The following is a 21832-nucleotide window of genomic DNA, read 5'->3' as shown; positions in this document are numbered from 1 at the left end:
CTCGCTTTTACTTTATTCAACGCAAAGGATACGCGTAGTGTTGGTGGTGCCGATGGTGCTCATTACATCGCCCTGAGTCACGATCACCAGATCGCCGGATACCAGGTAGCCTTTGTCACGCAGCAGATTCACGGCGTCGCTTGCAGCGGCTACGCCGTCGCTGGCGCTGTCAAAATATACGGGAGTGACGCCACGATACAGTGAGGTCAGGTTCAGCGTACGCTCGTGGCGTGACATAGCAAAAATTGGCAGACCGGAGCTGATGCGTGAGGTCATTAGCGCGGTGCGGCCAGATTCCGTCATGGTGATAATAGCGGTAACCCCTTTCAGGTGGTTTGCCGCATACATCGCAGACATGGCGATCGCTTCTTCCACGTTATCGAACTGTATGTCCAGACGGTGTTTGGAAACGTTGATGCTGGGGATTTTTTCAGCGCCCAGACAAACGCGCGCCATTGCCGCCACGGTTTCAGCAGGATACTGGCCAGCCGCGGTCTCAGCAGACAGCATGACGGCATCGGTGCCATCCAGCACGGCGTTTGCCACGTCCATGACTTCGGCACGGGTTGGCATCGGGTTGGTAATCATCGACTCCATCATTTGGGTCGCGGTGATCACGGCGCGGTTCAGCTTACGCGCGCGGCGGATAAGGGTTTTCTGAATGCCAACCAGTTCTGGATCGCCGATTTCAACGCCAAGGTCACCGCGGGCGACCATAACGACATCGGAGGCGAGGATAACGTCGTCCATTGCCGCTTCATCGCAGACGGCTTCGGCACGTTCTACTTTTGCAACGATTTTGGCATCGCAGCCTGCATCACGGGCCAGACGGCGGGCGTAGTTCAGGTCTTCGCCACAGCGTGGGAAGGAGACGGCCAGATAATCGACGCCGATTTTCGCCGCGGTGATAATGTCGGCTTTGTCTTTATCGGTCAGCGCTTCTGCGGACAGGCCGCCGCCGAGCTTGTTGATCCCTTTGTTATTGGACAGCGGGCCACCGACGGTAACTTCGGTGAACACTTTCATGCCCTGGACTTCCAGCACTTTTAACTGCACGCGGCCATCATCCAGCAGCAGGATATCGCCGGGCACGACGTCGGCAGGCAGACCTTTGTAGTCGATGCCCACTCTCTCTTTATCGCCTTCGCCTTTACCCAGGTTGGCATCAAGCAGGAATTTATCGCCGATGCTGAGGAAGACTTTGCCTTCCTTGAAGGTGGAAACACGAATTTTAGGCCCCTGCAAATCGCCCAGAATAGCGACATGGCGGCCCAGTTTCGCGGCAATTTCACGAACTTTATCCGCACGCAATTGATGATCTTCTGCGGTGCCGTGGGAGAAGTTCATTCGCACCACGTTGGCGCCAGCTGCGATAACCTTTTCCAGATTATTGTCGCGATCGGTAGCCGGGCCTAAGGTGGTAACGATTTTGGTTCTACGTAGCCGTCTGGACATGTATTACTCCGTTGACTGAAACAACTTTGGTGTTGCGTGAACAAAAAACTCGGTTAGTCAGGGGCGCGTCACCGCGCAAGGGGACAACTTAACCGAACGATCTGAAAAGTTACAGCTTTGTTATTAAAAATTAGCGATTATCGCCCGCAGCGAATCTTCCCTTATCAAAACGCGATTCCTTGAGCGCTTCTTTGACCCGCTTCAAGTTATCCCTGAATTTCGCGCCGCGACGCAAAGTAAAACCCGTTGCCAGCACGTCAATAACGGTTAACTGTGCCAGGCGCGACACCATTGGCATATAAATGTCGGTATCTTCGGGCACATCAAGTAATAAAGAGAGGGTCGCTTCGTGCGCAAGGGGCGACCCTTCGGAGGTAATTGCCAGCACGATGGCGTCGTTTTCACGCGCCAGTTGCGCCAGTTCAACAAGATTTTTAGTGCGTCCGGTATGCGAAATGAGCACCACCACGTCCTCTTCGCCGCAGTTCATACAGCTCATACGTTGCATAACGACATCGTCAGAATAGAAAACCGGCACGTTAAAGCGGAAAAATTTGTTCATGGCGTCGTGAGCGACAGCGGCAGAAGAGCCCAGCCCAAAGAAGGCGATTTTTTTCGCCTGGGTAAGAAGATCCACCGCCCGATTTACCGCAGCCATATCAAGGGATTGTCGCACCTGGTCGAGACTCGCCATGGCAGACTCAAAGATTTTACCGGTATAGGATTCAACGCTGTCATCCTCGTCAACATTCCGGTTTACATAAGGCGTTCCATTCGCCAGACTTTGCGCTAAATGTAATTTAAAATCGGGGAAGCCTTTGGTTTCCAGGCGGCGACAGAAGCGGTTTACCGTGGGCTCGCTAACGTCCGCGTTGCGGGCAAGGGTAGCGATACTTGAGTGAATAGCGTCCTGCGGGATAGCGAGAATCACTTCTGCGACTTTACGCTCTGATTTGCTAAGGTGTTCCAGCTGAGACTGGATTTTTTCCAGCATATTCATCGTTAACAGGCACTCATGGATTTTGTCGATTTCTGAAAACGAAGAAACCGAGACGGGTTTTAGCAAGAATATACGCCTGCCTCCTTCCTGAAGGGCAGGTAAACAGGCTTGAATTTGTTGTTTTTTTTCATTACTTGATCGGCGTCTAACTTTAGATAAGATCCTGGTAAAGGGTAAAAAGTTATTAAATTTCACTCAGGGACGGAAAGCAGCCCGCCTGCCGCGCGATTTCCGCCCTGAGCACGATCGGACAACTTCCGGTTGTTTACGTTAATTCATAAACGGCAGTACATTGCTTTGTAATTAAATTACACGAGCGACCTGGTACAAGATACCCGAAACGAGGAGAACGACATGGCGGTAACACAGACGGCTCAGGCATGTGACCTGGTGATTTTCGGCGCAAAAGGCGACCTTGCGCGTCGGAAACTGCTGCCATCCCTGTATCAACTGGAAAAAGCGGGTCAGATCCATCCAGAGACCCGTATTCTGGGCGTTGGCCGCGCTGACTGGAGCAAAGAGGCGTACACCAAAGTGGTACGCGAAGCGCTCGAAACCTTCATGAAAGAGAAAATTGACGAAAGCCTGTGGGACAAACTGAGCAGCCGTCTTGATTTCTGCAATCTGGATGTGAACGACACTTCAGCGTTTAACCAGCTTGGTAAAAAGCTCGATCAGCAAAAGCGCGTCACCATCAACTATTTTGCGATGCCGCCAAGCACCTTCGGCGCCATCTGCAAAGGCTTGGGTAAAGCGAAACTGAACGCCAAGCCTGCGCGCGTGGTAATGGAAAAGCCTCTGGGCACCTCGCTGGCGACGTCTCAGGAGATCAACGATCAGGTTGGCGAGTATTTTGAAGAGTGCCAGGTTTATCGCATCGACCATTATTTAGGTAAAGAGACGGTGCTCAACCTGCTGGCGCTGCGTTTTGCTAACTCCCTGTTTGCTAATAACTGGGATAACAAAACCATCGACCATGTGGAAATTACCGTGGCGGAAGAAGTGGGCATTGAAGGTCGCTGGGGTTACTTCGACCAGGCCGGCCAGATGCGCGACATGATTCAGAACCACCTGCTGCAAATCCTTTGCATGATTGCCATGTCGCCACCATCCGATCTTACCGCAGACCACATTCGCGACGAGAAGGTAAAAGTTCTGCAATCTCTGCGCCGTATCGATCGCAGCAACGTGCGTGAGAAAACCGTGCGTGGCCAGTACACCGCCGGTTTTGCGCAGGGCAAAAAAGTGCCGGGCTACCTGGAAGAAGAGGGCGCGAACAAGTCGAGCAGCACCGAAACCTTTGTGGCTATCCGTGTTGATATCGATAACTGGCGTTGGGCGGGCGTACCTTTCTATCTGCGCACCGGTAAACGTTTGCCGACCAAATGTTCGGAAGTCGTGGTTTACTTTAAGAGCCCGGCGCTGAATCTGTTTAAAGATTCCTGGCAGGACCTGCCGCAGAACAAACTGACCATCCGCCTGCAGCCGGATGAAGGCGTGGATATCCAGGTGCTGAATAAGGTGCCGGGGCTGGATCATAAACACAACCTGCAAACGACCAAGCTGGATTTGAGCTACTCGGAAACCTTCAATGAATCCCACCTGGCGGACGCCTACGAGCGCCTGCTGCTTGAAACCATGCGTGGGATTCAGGCGCTGTTCGTGCGTCGTGATGAAGTGGAAGAAGCCTGGAAATGGGTTGACTCAATCACCGAAGCCTGGGCTGCGGATAACGATGCGCCAAAACCATACCAGGCGGGAACCTGGGGACCGGTCTCTTCCGTTGCGATGATCACCCGCGATGGCCGCTCATGGAATGAGTTTGAGTAAACAAGGCGCGAAAATCGGCCAGCGGGTGATCTGACTTTACCGGTAACATGATCTCCCCCAGATATGGTGGAAGTTTTTGTAATTAAAAACCCTGACTGGATTCACCAGCGGGGTTTTTTTATTTACACTAGCCGAAGCGATTTTGCCCTGATGCCATGGAGAACGGCTGTTTCAGCAATAAAAAACCGCTGATTTCTTTCTCCTGTGCACTGCGACGGCAGCCACTTTATGAGGTCCCTTTATGAATCAAAATTTGTTACGCGTAACACAGCGCATCGTTGAGCGCTCGAAAAACACCCGTGCAGCCTACCTGGCACGCATCACTCAAGCGAAGAGCAACACCGTGCATCGCTCCGGGCTGGCGTGCGGAAACCTGGCTCACGGTTTTGCCGCCTGCCAGCCGGAAGATAAGGCCGCGCTGAAAAGCATGCTGCGTAACAATATCGCGATGATCACCTCCTATAACGATATGCTCTCTGCGCATCAGCCGTACGAGAACTATCCCGATCAAATCCGCAAGGCGCTGCATTCTGTGGGTGCAGTAGGGCAGGTCGCAGGTGGCGTACCGGCAATGTGCGATGGCGTGACCCAGGGCCAGGACGGGATGGAGCTCTCCCTGCTGAGCCGTGAAGTTATCGCCATGTCTGCCGCAGTTGGCCTTTCTCATAATATGTTCGACGGCGCGCTGTACCTCGGCGTATGCGACAAGATTGTCCCGGGCCTGGCTATGGCCGCCCTGTCTTTTGGTCATCTGCCCGCGGTCTTTGTCCCGTCAGGCCCCATGGCCAGCGGTCTGGCCAACAAAGAAAAAGTGCGCATCCGCCAGCTTTACGCAGAAGGCAAAGTGGATCGCAACGCGCTGCTGGAAGCGGAAGCCGCGTCTTACCATGCGCCGGGCACCTGCACTTTCTACGGCACTGCCAACACCAATCAGATGGTGGTGGAATTTATGGGCATGCAGCTGCCGGGCTCTTCTTTCATTCAACCGGATGCGCCGCTGCGTCATGAATTGACGGCCGCCGCGGCACGACAGGTTACTCGTCTGACCGGCAACGGTAACGAGTGGATGCCGCTGGGCAAGATGGTTGATGAGAAAGTGGTAGTGAACGGCATCGTTGCTCTGCTGGCGACGGGCGGTTCCACCAACCACACCATGCATCTGGTGGCGATGGCGCGTGCGGCCGGCATTATCATTAACTGGGATGACTTCTCCGACCTTTCTGCTGTGGTGCCACTGCTTGCTCGCCTTTATCCAAACGGTCCGGCAGACATTAACCACTTCCAGGCTGCGGGCGGCGTTCCCGTGCTGATGCGCGAGCTGCTTAAAGGCGGTTTGCTGCACGAAGACGTGGACACCGTTGCCGGTTTCGGTTTGCATCATTACACCATGGAGCCGTGGCTGGATAATGGCCAGCTTGCATGGCGTGAAGGCGCCGAAACGGCGCTGGATAGCGACGTTATTGCCAGCTTCGACAAACCTTTCTCAAAACACGGCGGGACCAAAGTGCTGAGCGGCAACCTGGGCCGGGCGGTAATGAAAACGTCTGCCGTGCCGGTTGAGAACCAGGTTATTGAAGCGCCAGCGGTGATTTTTGAAAGCCAGCACGACGTTCTACCGGCGTTCGAAGCCGGTCTGCTCGATCGGGATTGCGTCGTTGTCGTACGCCATCAGGGACCGAAAGCGAACGGCATGCCAGAATTACATAAACTTATGCCGCCACTTGGGGTATTATTGGACCGCCGTTTCAAAATCGCGCTGGTCACCGATGGACGCCTGTCAGGCGCATCCGGTAAAGTGCCTTCTGCCATCCACGTCACGCCGGAAGCTTACGACGGTGGGCTGCTGGCAAAAGTTCAGGATGGCGATATGATTCGCGTCAACGGACAGACGGGTGAACTTACGTTACTGGTCGATGAAGCCGAGCTTGAGAAACGCACCGCCTTCCATCCTGACCTGAGCGCCGGGCGCGTCGGGACAGGCCGTGAACTTTTTGGCGCGTTGCGTGAGCAGTTATCAGGCGCGGAACAGGGCGCGACCTGCATTAAATTTTAAGCGCCACTGCGGTGAACGCCGCGGCGGTAACAAATTATAAAGCTGGCTTAAGAGGCTCTCAGATGAAAAACTGGAAAACAACCGCGGAACAGATCCTGACAACGGGTCCGGTCGTTCCTGTTATCGTAGTGAACAAGCTGGAACACGCTGTGCCGATGGCGAAAGCGCTGGTTGCGGGCGGCGTGCGAGTGCTGGAAGTGACCCTGCGTACCGCGTGCGCCATGGACGCCATCCGCGCTATCGCCAAAGAAGTGCCGGAAGCGATTATTGGCGCAGGCACCGTGCTGAACCCTCAGCAACTGGCAGAAGTGACCGAAGCCGGCGCGCAGTTTGCTATCAGCCCTGGCCTGACCGAACCCCTGTTGAAAGCCGCAACCGAAGGCAGCATTCCCTTAATCCCGGGTATCAGCACCGTTTCTGAACTGATGCTGGGCATGGATTATGGTTTAAAAGAATTCAAATTCTTCCCGGCTGAAGCTAACGGCGGCACCAAAGCGCTGCAGGCGATTGCAGGCCCGTTTGCCAACGTGCGCTTCTGCCCGACCGGCGGCATCTCTCCGGCTAACTACCGTGATTACCTGGCGCTGAAGAGCGTGCTGTGTATCGGTGGCTCCTGGCTGGTACCGGCGGATGCGCTGGAAGCGGGTGATTATGACCGCATCACAAAACTTGCTCGCGAAGCGGTTGAAGGCGCGAAAGCGTAATTCAGATCTGCTGAGGTATAAATCCCTCTCCGCTGCGGAGAGGGTTTACCGTTATCCTGCGGCTTTTACCGCTGCCGCTGCCAGCACAGCGCGATTGACAGCATCTTTGATATCACTTCCCGTTGCCAGCGCCACGCCCATTCTACGCTTACCGTTAATCTCCGGTTTCCCAAATAAGCGCAGCTGCAAACCCGCGCCTGTTGCAGCCGACACATTGCCAAATTTGACGTTATCGCTGATGAGCTCCGGCAAAATTACCGCGGATGCCGCCGGGCCGTACTGACGAATACCGCCAACCGGCAGGCCGAGGAAGGCGCGCACGTGCAGGGCAAACTCGGACAGATCCTGCGAAATAAGCGTGACCATGCCGGTGTCGTGCGGACGAGGGGAAACTTCGCTGAAAATGACTTCATCCCCGCAGATAAACAGCTCAACGCCAAACAGGCCGTAACCTCCCAGGGCCACCACGATTTTCCCAGCGACTTCCTGCGCGCGGGCGAGCGCTTTCTCGCTCATTTGCTGCGGCTGCCAGGATTCGCGGTAGTCGCCGTCTTCCTGACGATGGCCGATTGGCGCACAAAAATGCACGCCGTCCACGGCGCTGATGGTCAGCAGGGTTATCTCAAAATCAAAATTCACCACGCCTTCGACGATAACTTTGCCTTTGCCCGCGCGTCCGCCTTGTTGCGCATATTCCCAGGCTTTCGCCAGCTGTTCGCGGGTGCGAACGAAGCTCTGGCCTTTGCCGGAGGAACTCATAACGGGCTTCACGATACAGGGCAGGCCAATTTCTTCGGCGGCCCTGCGGAAATCATCTTCAGTATCGGCGAACCGGTAGCTGGAGGTGGGGAGAGATAACGCTTCTGCGGCAAGACGGCGAATGCCTTCCCGGTTCATGGTGAGTTGGGCGGCACGCGCGCAGGGCACCACATGCTGGCCTTGCCGCTCCAGCTCTATCAGCATGTCGGTGGCAATGGCTTCAATTTCGGGAACGATAAAATCCGGGCTTTCCTGAAGGACCAGCGCTCTCAGTGCCGCCGCGTCGAGCATATCGATGACATGACTGCGGTGCGCCACGTGCATGGCAGGGGCATCCGCGTACCTGTCGACGGCAATGACTTCCAGCCCCAAACGCTGGCATTCAATGGCCACTTCTTTCCCTAATTCGCCTGAACCTAACAGCATAACGCGCGTGGCCGCTGGACGCAGGGCCGTTCCCAACATTGACATAATCCGCTTACCCGATGTGATAAAATGAACGTCCGCAGTATATACGAAAACGTTTGCGTAGGCAGCGGCTTTCCCGCTTGCGCAGCAGGTGTAATACAACTATACTGTATAAATACACAGTTAACCGGAGCTGCAAACATGGCGGTTGAAATTAAATACGTTGTTGTGCGAGAGGGGCAGGAAAAAATGTCTTTTGCCAGTAAAAAAGAGGCCGACGCTTATGACAAAATGCTCGACCTGGCGGAAGTATTAGGTGACTGGCTGCAACAAAGCCCTGTCGCCTTCGAAGAAGGGCAGAGCGACGCGCTGGCAATGTGGCTGGCAGAAAACAAAGACGCGCTCTCTACGGTGTTAAGAAGCAGTAAATTGCCGGACGTGGCTGCAACAGCCAGCGTACAGGAAACCCCGGATGAAGATAACGTTGCCGCTCATCCCGGACGTAAACGCACTAAGGCCGCATAGGCCGGTTTAGCGCTTGCGCAATAACGGTTTTGTACCAGGCTTTTCCTGACAACCTGTCGTCAGGAGAACATTATGAACAAGATCGGCGTTGCGCTTTGTATGGCCTGTTTTTTCACCAGTTTTACCGTTTCCGCAGCGGAATCTCACAAAGTTAAGTTTCCGCACTGCCAGAACCTGGACGCAGATGCGGTTGGCGATAGCGTAAAAAACGATTATCAACAAAACCGTATCGTAAGCTGGCCCAAAGATCGGGAAAAACTCGGCCAGGCCGATCCCGTTATCTGGGTGAACAGCAAAGAGATCGCGGGGAAAAATGGCCAATGGAAGGTGCCGCTCACGGTGCGCGGCATGAATACGGATATCCATTACACCGTTGTGGTCGATTGCACCGCCGGAACCGCAGATTATCAGTCCTGATCCTCTCGCCGGGGTTGCCCGGCGTGAGAACGTTAACAAAATCTCTTGCCCTTAAATACATTAATCCGGACTAATAAAAACAAAGGATTACCTCTTCTGGTTTATCCCAAACAGCCGAAAACCACGTTTTTCGGCTGTTTGTCATCAACCTCTCGCCGGGGTTGCCCGGCGTTCCCCTTTGCGCAGCTTTAGCGTAGTCAGACAGTTCTTGACGCCCGTTCGCTTACCTTCAATCAGCTAAGCGATAAATTAAGGGCAACTCTTATGAATAACTGGTTACAACAGATTCAAACTATGCTGGGCCAGACCGGCCTTTCCGACCAACAAACACAGCGCCGGAATGGTGTAAACGGTCAGGAGCAGGGATTGAGCAACCTGCTGGTGCCGGGCGCATTAGGCGGGCTTGCAGGCCTGCTGCTGGCGAATAAATCCTCCCGAAAATTACTAGCCAAATATGGCTCCAGCGCGCTGCTGGTGGGCGGAGGAGCCGTTGCGGGAAGCGTGCTGTGGAACAAATATAAAGACCGTGTTCGCCAGACGCATCAGGATGAGCCTCAGTTCGGGCAGCAGCAATCACCGGTGGATGTGCGTACCCGTCGCTTAATTATGGCGCTGGTGTTTGCTGCGAAAAGCGACGGCCACATTGATGATAAAGAGCGTCAGGTCATTGAACAGCAGCTAAGGGAGGCGAATATCGAAGGGCCGGGGCGCACGCTGATTCAGGAGGCTATCGACATGCCGCTCGATCCGCAACGCCTGGCGCAGGATGTGAAAAACGAGGAAGAAGCCCTCGAAATTTATTTTCTGAGCTGTGCGGCAATCGACGTCGATCATTTTATGGAACGCAGCTATCTCAACGCGTTAGGCGACGAGCTGAAAATCCCGCAGGACGTGCGTGAAGGCATTGAGCAGGACCTCAAACAACAGAAGCTAAGCCTGCCGGGTTAACCCCGGCATTTTCCTCAAAAACCCACGTTTCGCTTGCAAGCCTGTCTGAATTTGCCACCCTTACAGGGTGTTAACTAAAAATGAATAATGACATGCCACCAAAAGCGCAAAAGATCCCCCACACCCTGCAACAGCATGGTGACACAAGAATCGACAACTATTACTGGCTGCGTGACGACGATCGCGAGAACCCGGATGTGCTCGATTATCTGCATGAAGAGAACGACTACGGGCAGCAGGTGATGGCAACTCAGCAGGCGCTCCAGGAGCGTCTGCTCAAAGAGATGGTCGATCGTATTCCTCAGCACGACGTTTCTGCCCCTTATACGCAAAACGGCTATCGTTACAGGCAGGTGTATGAGACGGGCAATGAATACGCCATTTATCAACGCCAGTCGGCCGTCCTTGCGGAGTGGGACGAGTGGGATACCTTGCTTGATGCGAACCGACGCGCGGCTCATAGCGAGTTTTATACTATGGGCGGGATGGCGATAACGCTGGACAACACGATTATGGCGCTGGCAGAGGATTACCTGTCGCGCCGTCAGTACGGCCTGCGTTTCCGCAATCTTGAAACCGGCAACTGGTATCCTGAGGTACTCAGCAACGTCTCAACCAGCTTTGTCTGGGCGAACGACTCCGCCACGCTTTACTACGTGCGCAAGCATCCTAAAACGCTGCTGCCATACCAGGTCTGGCGCCACACCGTAGGTCACCCCACAACCGACGACGATTTAGTGTATGAAGAGAAAGACGACACGTTTTACGTCAGCGTGCATGGAACGACCTCGCGGCACTTTATTCTGATCCACCTCGGCAGCGCGACAACCAGCGAGGTACTGTTGCTGGACGCTGAATTACTGGATGCGGAGCCGCAGCGCTTTGCGCCGCGCCGCAAAGACCACGAATACACGCTCGATCATTATCAGCACAATTTCTATATACGTTCTAACCGCGAGGGTAAAAACTTCGGTCTGTACCGCAGCAAGGTCCGCGATGAAAAACAGTGGGAAGAGCTTATCCCGCCGCGTGAACACATCATGCTTGAAGGCTTTACGCTGTTTACCGACTGGCTGGTGGTTGAAGAGCGTCAGCGCGGCCTGACCAGCCTGCGGCAAATCAACCGTAAAACGCGCGAAGTAACGGGGATTGCATTCGACGATCCGGCTTATGTCACTTGGCTTGGGTATAATCCGGAGCCTGAATCTTCGCGGCTGCGTTATGGCTACTCGTCTATGACCACGCCGGATACGCTGTTTGAGCTGGATATGAATACCGGTGAGCGCCGGGTTATCAAGCAAACGGAAGTGCCCGGGTTTGATGCCGGTAACTATCTCAGCGAGCACCTTTGGGTGACCGCGCGTGATGGCGTGCAGGTGCCGGTTTCGCTGGTTTACCATCGCAAACATTTTCAGCGCGGGAAAAATCCCTTGCTGGTTTACGGCTATGGCTCCTACGGCAGCAGCATGGATGCAGACTTCAGCAGCAGCCGTCTTAGCCTGTTAGACCGCGGCTTTGTGTTTGCCATCGCCCATGTGCGCGGCGGAGGCGAGCTGGGCCAGCAGTGGTATGAAGATGGCAAATATCTCAAAAAGATGAACACCTTCAACGACTATCTGGATGTCTGTGATGCGCTTCTGAAGCAAGGCTACGGCGATGCCAACCTTTTATACGGCATGGGAGGCAGCGCAGGCGGCATGCTAATGGGCGCGGTAATTAACATGCGTCCAGAATTGTTCCATGGGATCGTGGCGCAGGTGCCCTTTGTTGATGTGGTAACAACCATGCTCGACGAATCCATTCCTCTTACCACCGGGGAGTTTGAAGAGTGGGGAAATCCGCAGAACGAAGAGTATTATTTCTATATGAAACAATACAGTCCCTACGATCGGGTCGCGGAGCAAATCTATCCGCATATGCTGGTCACTACGGGTCTGCACGATTCACAGGTGCAATACTGGGAGCCTGCAAAATGGGTGGCGAAACTGCGTGATAAGAAACGGGATAACAATTTGCTGTTGCTGTGTACCGACATGGATTCCGGGCACGGCGGGAAATCGGGGCGCTTTAAATCTTACGAAGGCGTATCGCTGGAGTATGCCTTTTTGATTGCCCTGGCGCAGGGGACGTTGCCAGGGCAGAAGGGATAGCGCGTTATTCAGCTCCCCAGATAATGCTTTAAGGTCATGCGCAGATCCGGCGTGAGTTCCTTGATGTTATTTAACATCCAGCGCAGGTAACCCGGATCGTCCTGCGCAATCTCTTCGATCTTTTTACCGCGATATTTACCAAACATCATGGTACTAACCAGCGCAGGGCGTCCGGTGATGGTAACCATCTGGTCCGGCGTCCAGCCTGATTCATCCATAATGCGAATCAGCAAGGCTGCGGTAATGTAACAGTCGAAGAGGGCGCGGTGGTGGTGCAAACCTGCTGGCGTTTCGACGTCAAGCTTCAGGGACTTGTACAATCCCATGTTGCTGTATTTGATGCCCGGCCATAAACGGCGGGCCAGTTTCACGGTGCAAATCCACTCGCCGGGCATATCTGGCAGCATGCGGCTATCGAAGCTGGCGTTATGCGCGACATAATACGGGCTGCCGTGGTAGCGCGGAATAACCTCTTCTATCCAGGGCTTATCGACCACCATATCTTCGGTTATTTTATGAATAGCCATAGCCTGATGGCTGATTGGACGGTCCGGACGCACCAGGTCGCTCATCGGATTAACGATTCTTCCGCCTTCAATATCGACAGACGCAACTTCCACCACGCCTCCCTGCAGCCCGCAGGTTTCCGTATCTATAACGCGCAGCATAATGACTCCAGGTTTGCCTTCGAACGCATGCTTAAAACGTTAGCGTAAAGGAATGGCCTCGCCATGCCAACCTTTCTCAATATATCGAGCAATGGGTAGCAGCAGCCGTGGTCAGCTATTACCGCCCGTTGCCCTGGACCATCTCAGCAGAACTATGCGATAAAAAACCGGTTGACGCCTCTTGCTCGCAGCGCAATAGCATTTAGCAACGCTAGCTATGCGATGGATAACAGCAGCCGTAAAGGGAAGGCGAGGGGAAATAGCCTGCGCCCGATCGTGATTTGTTAACGAAAGCCGGGAAAAATATAGAAATCGCTCCGCCCGGCGGAAGCAGGATGAATAAAGTCGGGATGGTGAGAAATGTTGGCTCGAAGGACTCCGGGCCGGGCGCTATATTGCGCAGCGGCAACATTCCACGCAAACCATAGTATCTTTTTTAATCAACCCGCCTCACTGGCCCACCTTTGGGCCGTGACCGGGCCGCGAATAACTGAACGGGAAAAAGCCTGACACCACTTCTGTAAAAGGCTGCATGAAAAAATCACTTCATCTTTGGCTCATAGGGCAGGCGGGAAAGGCTGACGGAAGCTAAACGGTGAGCGATTAATCTTTCCCGGAACCAGTTCCGTAGATTTTCCGGCTGTTCGCGCTCGACGGCTTCGGCGATCACGGGCATGTTATAGCGTTCTTTAAAGGCTACGCCTGCGGCGGCGAGATCGACATTTACTTTGTCCATTTCATCCTGGGGTAAATCGGCGAGATTGTAGTTCATGTGGTCCTCCGTCTTTGTCCCGGCAGAAGGTACTGCGTGATGAACACGATGACAAGTTTTTACATGCATTGATAGCTGCGCTCAATTCGACTTGGCCGGCGCCCGGGGTTATCCTTTTGCCGTCTCACATAATAAAAAGGAATAGTCGATATGGCCTTCACCCTCCCGCGTGTCCTGACCGCCGCAGCGTTTTTTGCTGCGATCTCCGTTTCTCCTGCTGCGTTTGCACACGCGCACCTTAAAACCCAGTACCCGGCCGCAGATGCAGCGGTAACGGCGGCGCCCCAGGCCCTGACGCTTGATTTTTCAGAAGGGATTGAGCCAAATTTCAGCGGCGTGAAAATTACCGGTCCGCAGGAAGCCGCGGTGAAAACCGGCGCGGTTAAACGCAACGAGAAAGACAATAAGCAGCTTATCGTGCCGATAGAAGAATCGCTCAAGCCCGGCGAATATCTGGTCGACTGGCACGTCGTGTCCGTGGACGGGCATAAGACCAAAGGAACGTATCACTTCTCCGTGAAATAAAGGCGATGCTGTCGGCGCTTTATATTACGCTGCGGTTTGTCCATTTTGCCGCTTTGATGGTGCTGTTTGGCAGCACCGTTTGTAGCGTGCTGCTTGCGCCAGCGCCGTTTAGAAACGTATTGAGTCGTCGGCTGGTAAAACAATGCCATGCCGCCATCTGGCTGTCGGCGCTCAGCGCCGTTCTGCTACAGGGAGCGCAGGCCGGATTAATGGGCAGCGGCTGGGCTGACGCCGTTAATCCTCAGGTCTGGCTTGCCGTGTCCGGCACGCGCTTTGGTGAGGTCTGGCTGTGGCAGATCTCACTAAGCGTTGTGACGGTTGCGGTCTTTTTGCTTAAGCCGCGCGCGCTGCAAAGCATATTACTGATCTTTGCCGCCGCACAGTTAATCTTGCTGGCGGGCGTTGGGCATGCGGCGATGCGCGAGGGAATTCCAGGCGCTATCCAGCGCCTGAATCACGCCATCCATCTGCTTAGCGCAGCCTGGTGGGCCGGAGGCTTATTACCGCTGCTAATGTGTATGCGAATGGCGCAAAAGCCGCGCTGGCGGCAGGCAGCCATCATCTCGATGATGCGTTTTTCACGCTACGGACATCTTGCCGTCGCAGCCGTGATAGCAACCGGTGTTATCAATAGCCTGCTGATTCTGGGCTGGGCTTTGCCGCTTGCGAGCAGCTATGTACAATTGCTGCTGGTAAAGATTGCCCTGGTAGCGCTAATGGTGACAATAGCGCTGGTCAATCGCTATCTGCTGGTGCCGCGCTTTGCCAGCGCGGTAGCGCAACAACGTTTTATTCAGCTAACCTGGCTGGAAGTTATTTTGTCGGTGGCGGTGCTGCTCACGGTAAGCGCCTTCGCTACCTGGGAGCCGTTACTGGCGGCATAGAATTTAAGAGAGATTCATGAAAAAGAGTATTCTGACGCTGTTATTACTGGCTTGCGGCGGCGCAGCCTTTGCAGCACCGCAAATTATTACGGTCAGCCGTTTTGATATGGGTAAAGACAAGTGGGCGTTTAATCGCGAAGAAGTGATGCTGAGCTGCCGGGCGAATCATGCTCTGTTTGTTATTAACCCATCCACGCTGATGCAATACCCGCTCAACGAAGAAGCGGAACAACAGGTTGCAAGCGGTAAGACCAGCGGACAGCCCGTGTCCGTCATTCAGATTGAGGATCCAAACGCCCCGGGTAAAAAAATGAGTCTGGCGCCGTTTATCGAACGTGCCGGGAAATTGTGTAACTAAATCCCGCTCTCACCATATTTTATGCAAAAAAAAACAGCGATATCCGTAAGCCGATTATTGCTGTTTTCATTGTAATAATTACCTGAAGCCTGGTTTTTTTCTGAACACTTTTGTGTCGGACTGGAAAACCTGCGCCGGTAATCTATCCTTAAGAGGCAAGGCGACTTAGCCTGCATTAATGCCAACTTTTAGCGCACGGCTCTCTCCCAAGAGCCATTTCCCTGGACCGAATATAGGAATCGTATTCGGTCTTTTTTTATCTGTTTGAAATAGAAGGCATTTTGCAGTTTATCCTTAAACTTTTCCGAAAAATTTCTGCACCTCATATTTGCTTTAAACCATAACATACTCTGCAGTGCGCGCGTCCAGGTATTTTTAGGGTTACCGCTAACTTTTTTGTCCGGGTAAGCTCAGGGAAAATCTCGCAGGCCTGCCAAAGCACTGGCGGAAGCCTGAGTAAGAGGGGCTACGCGTCTGGTTTTTTATACCGCGGCAACTGGGTTATCTGATAGGTGCTGGTGCTCAGTACTGTGCATCTGTCAGGCACCGGATTTCCCGAATAAAACAAGAAATACTTAAGCTCGTCCGGAAAGAAAACCAGGTCATCGCCATTCTGAAAGCTGGTGATGCGGAACGGTACGTTACTCTTTGTTGCGGTTTTCTTTATTCCTGACGCAATCAGGAAATGATCGCCCCATTGCATCGTCGAAAGGTTATGTTTAAACCGCGATATGACTACATTCTTGCGCAATGAGCATGAAAGCCGGGTAGCCGTCGCAGCAAAAGCTGAAGATTGCAAGAAAACGGGCAGGCTGAGTAAAGGGATGAGCAAAAGGATGAGTTTCATGGTCGGCCTCATTTTAGAAAACTTGTGCTGCAAAGGTAACACGAAACATACAGGTAATTCACAGGAAGGTTGCGCCTGGAAAGTTTCCAGCAGCTCCGGGCGGCTGGGGCTGAGTTAGTCTATTATTTATAGTTAGTTATAGACAAATGCAGCAAACAATCTGCAGTCACCTTACTGGCGCATTGATGCGTTTAAGAAACCAGACGAGGTAAAGATGAGCATTGAAGAACAGAAGCGAAAAGCCGAGGCGGAAATCTCCGCCCTGATTTCAAAAAAGATTGCCGAGCTACGAAAAAAATCGGCGATGGAAGTTTCTGAGATTGAGTTTACGCCCCGTGAGACGATGGCCGGGCTTGAAGGATATGACGTTAAAATTAAGCTTATATAAAATTCCTGTCGTAAAAATAGCCGCTACGGCGGCTTTTTTTATGACTATTCTTTATTAACCCTGAAGGGCAGTGAATCGTCTTCAGACCGGGCACAAACAAGACAAAGGAAGATGCAGCTATGAACACTTCATCATCAGTGGCCAACGAGCTGGGAAAATTGTTGATCGAGAAGAAATTATTTCTGACTACTGCTGAATCCTGCACCGGCGGACACGTAGCGTCGACTTTATGCGCAGCAGATGATACGCCCACTTTTTATGGGACAGGATTTGTGACATTTAACGACGAGGCAAAAAAAACGGTACTGAACGTCAGCCCTGAAACTCTCGACAAATATACGGCAGTAAGCAGCCAGACGGTGTCGGAAATGTCAACCGGTGCGCTACGCTGTGCGTCTGCGGATGTCAGTCTTGCGGTCAGCGGTTACGCCGGGCCGGAGGGGGGAGAAGACGGAACGCCAGCAGGAACCGTATGGTTTGCATGGCAATTACCCGAAGCGAAAATCTATACCAGGTCAGCGCATTTCAATGGCGATTGTGAGTCGGTAATTGTGCAGGCCACAGATTATGCCCTTGCTGAAATGCTGTCGTTACTGAAGCAAAATAATCCGACTTAATACTGACGGGGAAATATACTTTTCCAGCGCAATAAATATTGAATGGTTTTGAATATATACATTATTAAGAGATTCTATTGCTGATACAAATATATCCTTAGTATGTATTAAAATAAAAGGCAATCCTGTTATTTAAAACAGGATTGCCGATGCCGGTAAGGTTAGCTTAATAAATAATTAACTTTACTGTCACTCATGCAAATGAGATAAGCAAAATCGCTTACATTCACCGACATGTTTAAGGGCGATTAAGACGAGCGGCCGCCGCCATGGCTGTTTTTGCCGCCTTTTTTCCCGGCTTCAGAGGCCTTCTGCGGGTCGTTCTTGAAGTTCCCGCCGCTGTGCTGACCGCCTTTCTTACCGGCTTCTGATGCACGATCTCGATCTTCTGCAAAGTTTCCTGAACCGCCACGATGCTGAGTCATAATTATTACCTCATAATGTATTGGTTAAATAATGGAAAGGCTGCGCCTCTCCGCTAAGCAATATTAACTATAGCTGGCAATAGCATTATGACAAATCATAAGGCGCATTATTTTCGATGCTTTGCCGATACCAGGATTATTCCTAGATTATATATTTCGCGTAAACTTCTCTTACAAGTGCAAATGTTTAAGAAATATTATTACTGACGGAAGTTTATTTTTTTATCAGGCACTTAAATCGAGAAATAGATAAAGTAACGCAATTGAGGTAGACAAGCGTTCATTTTCCTGCGCGAAAAGACAATAGCAATATTGCGGATTATATATGGCCTTTTACTTCCTGCTGGCGAACATACGTCAGCCGTCGCGGGGAGCGTGCTGCCGGGCTTTTACGCTGGTTTTTCAAATCGGTTAGTTATAGCTAACGGCGCGGAGAAGTAAGACACCGGCCATATTCATTAGCATCCTCACTAATCTGTCAGTACAATCACGCTCTGCTTGATTCTGCCGCGTCTGAAGGACGGGGTAATAAAAATATAAACCTGCAAAGACGAAACTATGACCACCACTCAAACCCAGATGCACGCGCAGGAGAATTCCCTTCGCTACGTTTTGCACTCGCCGCGCCTGCTGGCGCGGGAGTCGCTTGCTGGCGTGATTACCGCGCTGGCGCTGATCCCAGAAGTAATTTCATTCTCAGTTATTGCGGGTGTTGATCCAAAAGTTAGCCTTGTGGCTTCCATCGTACTTTGCCTGGCGATGTCCGTGCTGGGCGGCAGACCCGCAATGGTCACCGCTGCGGCGGGTTCGGTCGCGCTGGTCATTGGGCCGATGGTTCATCTGCACGGCGTGGGTTACATCCTGCCCGCCGTGATCCTTGCGGGACTGATTCAGATTTTATTCGGCGTGGCCGGGTTTGCGCGCATGATGCGCTATATTCCTTTGTCCGTGATGACGGGATTTGTGAACGCGCTCGGTATTCTGATTTTCTTCGCTCAGGTTCCTCATGTGTGGGGAAATAGCCCGCTGGTCTGGGGGCTGTTCGCGTTAACGTTGGCCATTGTTCTGCTGTTGCCGCGCGTTGTGAAATCGGTGCCCTCGCCGTTGGTCGCTATCGTAGTAATTACCGCCGCCAGTATTGCAATGGGGTTTTCTGTTCCGACCGTGGGCGATACCGGCCCGATGCAGGCGGGTATGCCCGGCCTGACGGAACTCCTGGTGCCGCTGAACCTTGATACGTTAAGCATCATCTGGCCGTGTGCATTAAGTATTGCCTTCGTAGGCCTGATGGAATCTTTGCTGACTGCAAAGCTGGTTGATGAACTGACGGATACGCCTTCGAGCAAACGTCGCGAATGCTGGGGGCTGGGGTTGTCCAATATCTTTGCCGGATTTTACGGTGGCATCGCAGGTTGCGCCATGATTGGGCAAACCATTGTGAACGTAGAGTTGGGCAGGGGACGCACGCGCATTTCGACGCTGGCTGCGGGGCTAGTGCTCCTGCTGCTGGTCACCGCGTTAAGCGATATGATGGCCAGAATTCCGATGGTGGTGCTGGCCGGCATCATGATGATAGTGGCCGTGAAAACGCTCAACTGGCATAGCCTGGCGCCCAAAACGCTAAAGCGCATGCCCGTTCCGGAAACGCTGGTTATGATTGTCACCGTTGCTGCAACGGTCTTTACCGGTAATCTGGCGATAGGCGTTGTAGGAGGCGTGATTTTTGCGATGATGTTGTTCGCTCGTCGTATCGCTCACGTTGTGCGTGCCGAACGCCAGCTTTTAGCGGATGGTCAATCTGTGCGTTACACTGTAACGGGCCCGCTGTTCTTTGCCAGCAGCAACGATCTGTTTGAACATTTTCACTATGCGGATGACCCGCAGAAGGTGACTATCGATCTTTCGCAGGCGCAAATCTGGGATGCCTCGACGGTCGCCGTGCTGGACGCCATCGAAACGCGTTATCAGCGTTACGATGCGCAGGTAAATATTGTCGGGCTTGATATTCGTAGCGCTGATTTCCACGGACGGCTAAGCGGCAAGATTTAAAACACAGGCCGGTAACCTGCAAGGGGTTACCGGCATCTCAGTATTAATCACCGGTTTTTTCTATCTGCATCACATTTTTCCCCTATATTTCTCTGCCGCAGACGTTGTTTAACTAACAAGCTGGCGAATTCAACATTCTCTTAACATTATCATTGCGGCGATGACGGAAAAATTTTATTACTATTTAACCGCTTAGCTCAGGCTGCGCGGGTCCGCCGCCTTATAACGAGAATGAACAGGATGACGAATGACGACAAAACCCGCCGCGGAGATTTGCGTACAGGCGACCTTTATCCAGACGCTAAAAACCTTCCCGGCTACCGTGCATGCATTGCTTTTTTTTACGCTACTCATCCGCTTTAGTTACTTCATGACGTGGCCATTTATCGCGGTGATCATGACGCAAAATTACCATATGACGCCGGTTTCCATTGGTATGGCAATGACCAGCAGCGCGTTACTTTCGGTGGTGCTGGGCATGTATGGCGGGCAGCTATCGGACAGATTAGGCCGACGGGTTATTCTTCTCGCAGGCTGTGCCTTTTCCGCCGTTGGCTATGCAACGCTTGCGCTCGCCACCGGCATGGGCCTGTTTATTGCCGGGCTGATGATTATCGGCGTGTGCTTCGCCTGGGTCGATCCACCCGTCAGGGCACTGATGAGCGACCTGTTAGGGGACAAACGTCGCCGCGCTCTGGCATTGCAAATCCGTTATTACCTGATCAACGTGGCAGCGGTGAGCGGTCCGTTAGTGGGCATTGCCTTTGGTTTGACTTCGCAGAAAGGGACGTTTCTGATTACCGGCCTGAGCTATCTGCCTTTTCTCGTTTACGTGCTGCTATTTATCCCCGCCGGTAAGCTGCTTGATAAGCCGTCAGCGCATGAAGACGCTTCCGTAAAATTCCATCAAATTATGATGGTAATCGCGAGGGACAAAATCTATGTCGCGGCTTTGTTGTGTAGCATCCTGTGCACCATTGTCTACGTCAACTACGAGTCGGTGATTCCTCAGTATTTGCTGTTACTTGATGCCGATGCGGCGGTTAAACTCATCACGCTGATTCTGGTTGGGAACGCCTTTACCGTGCTTATCGCGCAGACTTTTTTAATACGGTTTTTGGCACAGGTTAGCCTTCCGAAACGTATCTTTCTTGGCGGGGCAATCTTCGCGTTCTCTCAGCTTTGCTTCTGGGCGACGCGTACGCCGGATGCCTGGGCCTGGCTGCTGGTCACCGTCGTGTTTAGCCTGGGCGAGGCGATTCTGCTGCCGAACCTTAATATTTTGCTCGACCAACTGGCCCCGGCAGAGCATCGCGGCGCGTATTTCGGCGCTGCAAACTTGACGACGCTTGGCATCGCAACCGGGCCGTTGATTGGCGGCGTGCTGCTCGCATTAACCGGGGCCGGGGTATTTCTCGCCACGGCGCTACTCAGTTTGCTGCTATGCGCCATTATTTACGTCTGCAAAGCGGGTATGCAGACACGTCTACAAAACTTATAACGATAAGAAAGGATGGTTATGATACAAGCACCTCGCCTGGAAACCGAACGTCTGGTATTACGCCAGTTTACGCTGGATGATTTTGATGATCTGGCAGCCTGCTGGGCCGACCCGGCAATGGTTAAATTTATCGGCGGCGGAAAGCCGCAGAGCGCCGAGATGAGCTGGGGGCGCTTACTCCGTTACATCGGTCACTGGCATGCGTTAGGCTACGGCTACTGGGCGATATTTGATAAAGCTTCAGGGCGCTATGTTGGCTCGTTTGGCTTTCAAAATGCCCGTCGCGACCTGACGCCCGCGCTGGAATACCCAGAAGCTGGCTGGTCGCTGGTTCCGGCAGTACATGGCAAAGGTTATGCAGCAGAAGCGCTGGCGGCAATTTTAACGTGGGCCGATAACACCTTCAAAGGGCCGGTCTGCTGCATTATTGACGATGATAACCAGCGTTCCCTTAACCTGGCGAAACGCTTTGGTTTCACTTTCCAGCACTACGTTACTTATCATGACAAACAGGTGCAGATGCTTACCCGCCAGCCGGCCTTATAAGGC

The 21832-nt window shown here is 52.9% G+C and carries 22 protein-coding genes; 15 read left to right on the top strand and 7 right to left on the bottom strand.

Annotation, left to right across the window (positions count from 1 at the left end):
• Positions 1 to 12 precede the first annotated feature (12 nt).
• Positions 13 to 1455, bottom strand: coding sequence for a pyruvate kinase (gene pyk, locus E2L00_RS04935; protein WP_167607865.1), 1443 nt, complete (start codon positions 1453 to 1455; stop codon positions 13 to 15).
• Positions 1456 to 1585: 130 nt separating this feature from the next.
• A complete protein-coding gene (locus E2L00_RS04930; RefSeq protein ID WP_167609595.1) occupies positions 1586 to 2455 on the bottom strand; it encodes a MurR/RpiR family transcriptional regulator in 870 nt (289 codons plus the stop codon).
• A 354-nt stretch (positions 2456 to 2809) separates the two neighbouring features.
• Here E2L00_RS04930 and zwf point away from each other — a divergent pair, with 354 nt between their 5' ends.
• The 3 genes from zwf to kdgA all read left to right on the top strand — a co-directional run bounded on the left by zwf (position 2810) and on the right by kdgA (position 7042).
• Positions 2810 to 4285 carry a glucose-6-phosphate dehydrogenase gene (gene zwf / locus E2L00_RS04925; protein WP_167607862.1) on the top strand — a complete coding sequence of 492 codons (1476 nt, stop codon included), beginning with the start codon at positions 2810 to 2812 and terminating at the stop codon, positions 4283 to 4285.
• 241 nt (positions 4286 to 4526) lie between these two features.
• Entirely contained in the window at positions 4527 to 6338 is a 1812-nt protein-coding gene (edd, locus tag E2L00_RS04920) for a phosphogluconate dehydratase (protein WP_167607859.1), read from the top strand.
• 62 nt (positions 6339 to 6400) lie between these two features.
• The gene (kdgA, locus tag E2L00_RS04915) at positions 6401 to 7042 is read left to right on the top strand and encodes a bifunctional 4-hydroxy-2-oxoglutarate aldolase/2-dehydro-3-deoxy-phosphogluconate aldolase (RefSeq protein ID WP_167607856.1); all 642 of its coding nucleotides are present in this window, start codon (positions 6401 to 6403) and stop codon (positions 7040 to 7042) included.
• Between the two features lie 51 nt (positions 7043 to 7093).
• Here the strand turns inward: kdgA and purT are convergent, their stop codons facing one another.
• Positions 7094 to 8272, bottom strand: coding sequence for a formate-dependent phosphoribosylglycinamide formyltransferase (gene purT, locus E2L00_RS04910; protein ID WP_167607852.1), 1179 nt, complete (start codon positions 8270 to 8272; stop codon positions 7094 to 7096).
• A 138-nt stretch (positions 8273 to 8410) separates the two neighbouring features.
• Here purT and E2L00_RS04905 point away from each other — a divergent pair, with 138 nt between their 5' ends.
• From E2L00_RS04905 to ptrB, 4 genes are all read left to right on the top strand, one after another.
• Positions 8411 to 8734: a YebG family protein gene (locus tag E2L00_RS04905; protein ID WP_167607849.1), complete on the top strand. Its 324-nt coding sequence runs from the start codon at positions 8411 to 8413 to the stop codon at positions 8732 to 8734.
• A 72-nt stretch (positions 8735 to 8806) separates the two neighbouring features.
• Positions 8807 to 9151 carry a protein YebF gene (yebF, locus tag E2L00_RS04900; protein ID WP_167607846.1) on the top strand — a complete coding sequence of 115 codons (345 nt, stop codon included), beginning with the start codon at positions 8807 to 8809 and terminating at the stop codon, positions 9149 to 9151.
• A gap of 264 nt (positions 9152 to 9415) precedes the next feature.
• Complete coding sequence (locus tag E2L00_RS04895) at positions 9416 to 10099, top strand: tellurite resistance TerB family protein (RefSeq protein ID WP_167607843.1); 684 nt, start codon at positions 9416 to 9418, stop codon at positions 10097 to 10099.
• A 92-nt stretch (positions 10100 to 10191) separates the two neighbouring features.
• Complete coding sequence (gene ptrB / locus E2L00_RS04890; protein WP_167609592.1) at positions 10192 to 12249, top strand: oligopeptidase B; 2058 nt, start codon at positions 10192 to 10194, stop codon at positions 12247 to 12249.
• Between the two features lie 8 nt (positions 12250 to 12257).
• On the opposite strand, the gene exoX is transcribed toward ptrB, so the two are convergent.
• Both exoX and E2L00_RS04880 read right to left on the bottom strand, forming a co-directional pair.
• Entirely contained in the window at positions 12258 to 12917 is a 660-nt protein-coding gene (gene exoX, locus E2L00_RS04885; protein ID WP_167607840.1) for an exodeoxyribonuclease X, read from the bottom strand.
• 541 nt (positions 12918 to 13458) lie between these two features.
• Positions 13459 to 13689: a DNA polymerase III subunit theta gene (locus E2L00_RS04880; RefSeq protein WP_167607837.1), complete on the bottom strand. Its 231-nt coding sequence runs from the start codon at positions 13687 to 13689 to the stop codon at positions 13459 to 13461.
• Positions 13690 to 13839: 150 nt separating this feature from the next.
• On the opposite strand from E2L00_RS04880, the gene yobA reads away from it, so the two are divergent.
• From yobA to E2L00_RS04865, 3 genes are read left to right on the top strand one after another with little or no spacing between them, the layout of a single operon-like run.
• Positions 13840 to 14214, top strand: a complete 375-nt coding sequence (gene yobA / locus E2L00_RS04875) for a CopC domain-containing protein YobA (protein ID WP_167607834.1) — start codon at positions 13840 to 13842, stop codon at positions 14212 to 14214.
• A gap of 5 nt (positions 14215 to 14219) precedes the next feature.
• Positions 14220 to 15098: a copper homeostasis membrane protein CopD gene (gene copD, locus E2L00_RS04870; protein WP_167607831.1), complete on the top strand. Its 879-nt coding sequence runs from the start codon at positions 14220 to 14222 to the stop codon at positions 15096 to 15098.
• A gap of 16 nt (positions 15099 to 15114) precedes the next feature.
• Entirely contained in the window at positions 15115 to 15456 is a 342-nt protein-coding gene (locus E2L00_RS04865) for a YebY family protein (RefSeq protein WP_167607829.1), read from the top strand.
• A 466-nt stretch (positions 15457 to 15922) separates the two neighbouring features.
• On the opposite strand, the gene E2L00_RS21540 is transcribed toward E2L00_RS04865, so the two are convergent.
• Entirely contained in the window at positions 15923 to 16303 is a 381-nt protein-coding gene (locus E2L00_RS21540) for a hypothetical protein (protein ID WP_236127682.1), read from the bottom strand.
• 214 nt (positions 16304 to 16517) lie between these two features.
• Here E2L00_RS21540 and E2L00_RS04855 point away from each other — a divergent pair, with 214 nt between their 5' ends.
• Both E2L00_RS04855 and E2L00_RS04850 read left to right on the top strand, forming a co-directional pair.
• Positions 16518 to 16691: a GnsA/GnsB family addiction module toxin gene (locus tag E2L00_RS04855; RefSeq protein WP_167607825.1), complete on the top strand. Its 174-nt coding sequence runs from the start codon at positions 16518 to 16520 to the stop codon at positions 16689 to 16691.
• 74 nt (positions 16692 to 16765) lie between these two features.
• Positions 16766 to 17308, top strand: a complete 543-nt coding sequence (locus tag E2L00_RS04850) for a 2-oxo-tetronate isomerase (RefSeq protein ID WP_338031905.1) — start codon at positions 16766 to 16768, stop codon at positions 17306 to 17308.
• A gap of 248 nt (positions 17309 to 17556) precedes the next feature.
• Here E2L00_RS04850 and E2L00_RS04845 read toward each other — a convergent pair whose 3' ends face one another.
• A complete protein-coding gene (locus E2L00_RS04845; protein WP_167607821.1) occupies positions 17557 to 17733 on the bottom strand; it encodes a con-10 family general stress protein in 177 nt (58 codons plus the stop codon).
• Positions 17734 to 18291: 558 nt separating this feature from the next.
• Here E2L00_RS04845 and E2L00_RS04840 point away from each other — a divergent pair.
• From E2L00_RS04840 to E2L00_RS04830, 3 genes are all read left to right on the top strand, one after another.
• Positions 18292 to 19782, top strand: coding sequence for a SulP family inorganic anion transporter (locus tag E2L00_RS04840; protein WP_167607818.1), 1491 nt, complete (start codon positions 18292 to 18294; stop codon positions 19780 to 19782).
• A gap of 247 nt (positions 19783 to 20029) precedes the next feature.
• Positions 20030 to 21283 carry an MFS transporter gene (locus E2L00_RS04835; protein ID WP_167607815.1) on the top strand — a complete coding sequence of 418 codons (1254 nt, stop codon included), beginning with the start codon at positions 20030 to 20032 and terminating at the stop codon, positions 21281 to 21283.
• A 12-nt stretch (positions 21284 to 21295) separates the two neighbouring features.
• Positions 21296 to 21829, top strand: coding sequence for a GNAT family N-acetyltransferase (locus E2L00_RS04830; protein ID WP_167607813.1), 534 nt, complete (start codon positions 21296 to 21298; stop codon positions 21827 to 21829).
• The last annotated feature ends 3 nt before the right edge of the window (positions 21830 to 21832 follow it).

Origin of the sequence: Cedecea colo (genome assembly GCF_011808225.1) — a bacterium.
Lineage (GTDB): Bacteria > Pseudomonadota > Gammaproteobacteria > Enterobacterales > Enterobacteriaceae > Dryocola > Dryocola colo.
Note: the sequence above shows the minus strand (reverse complement) of the source record. Positions and strands in the feature narration are given on the sequence as shown.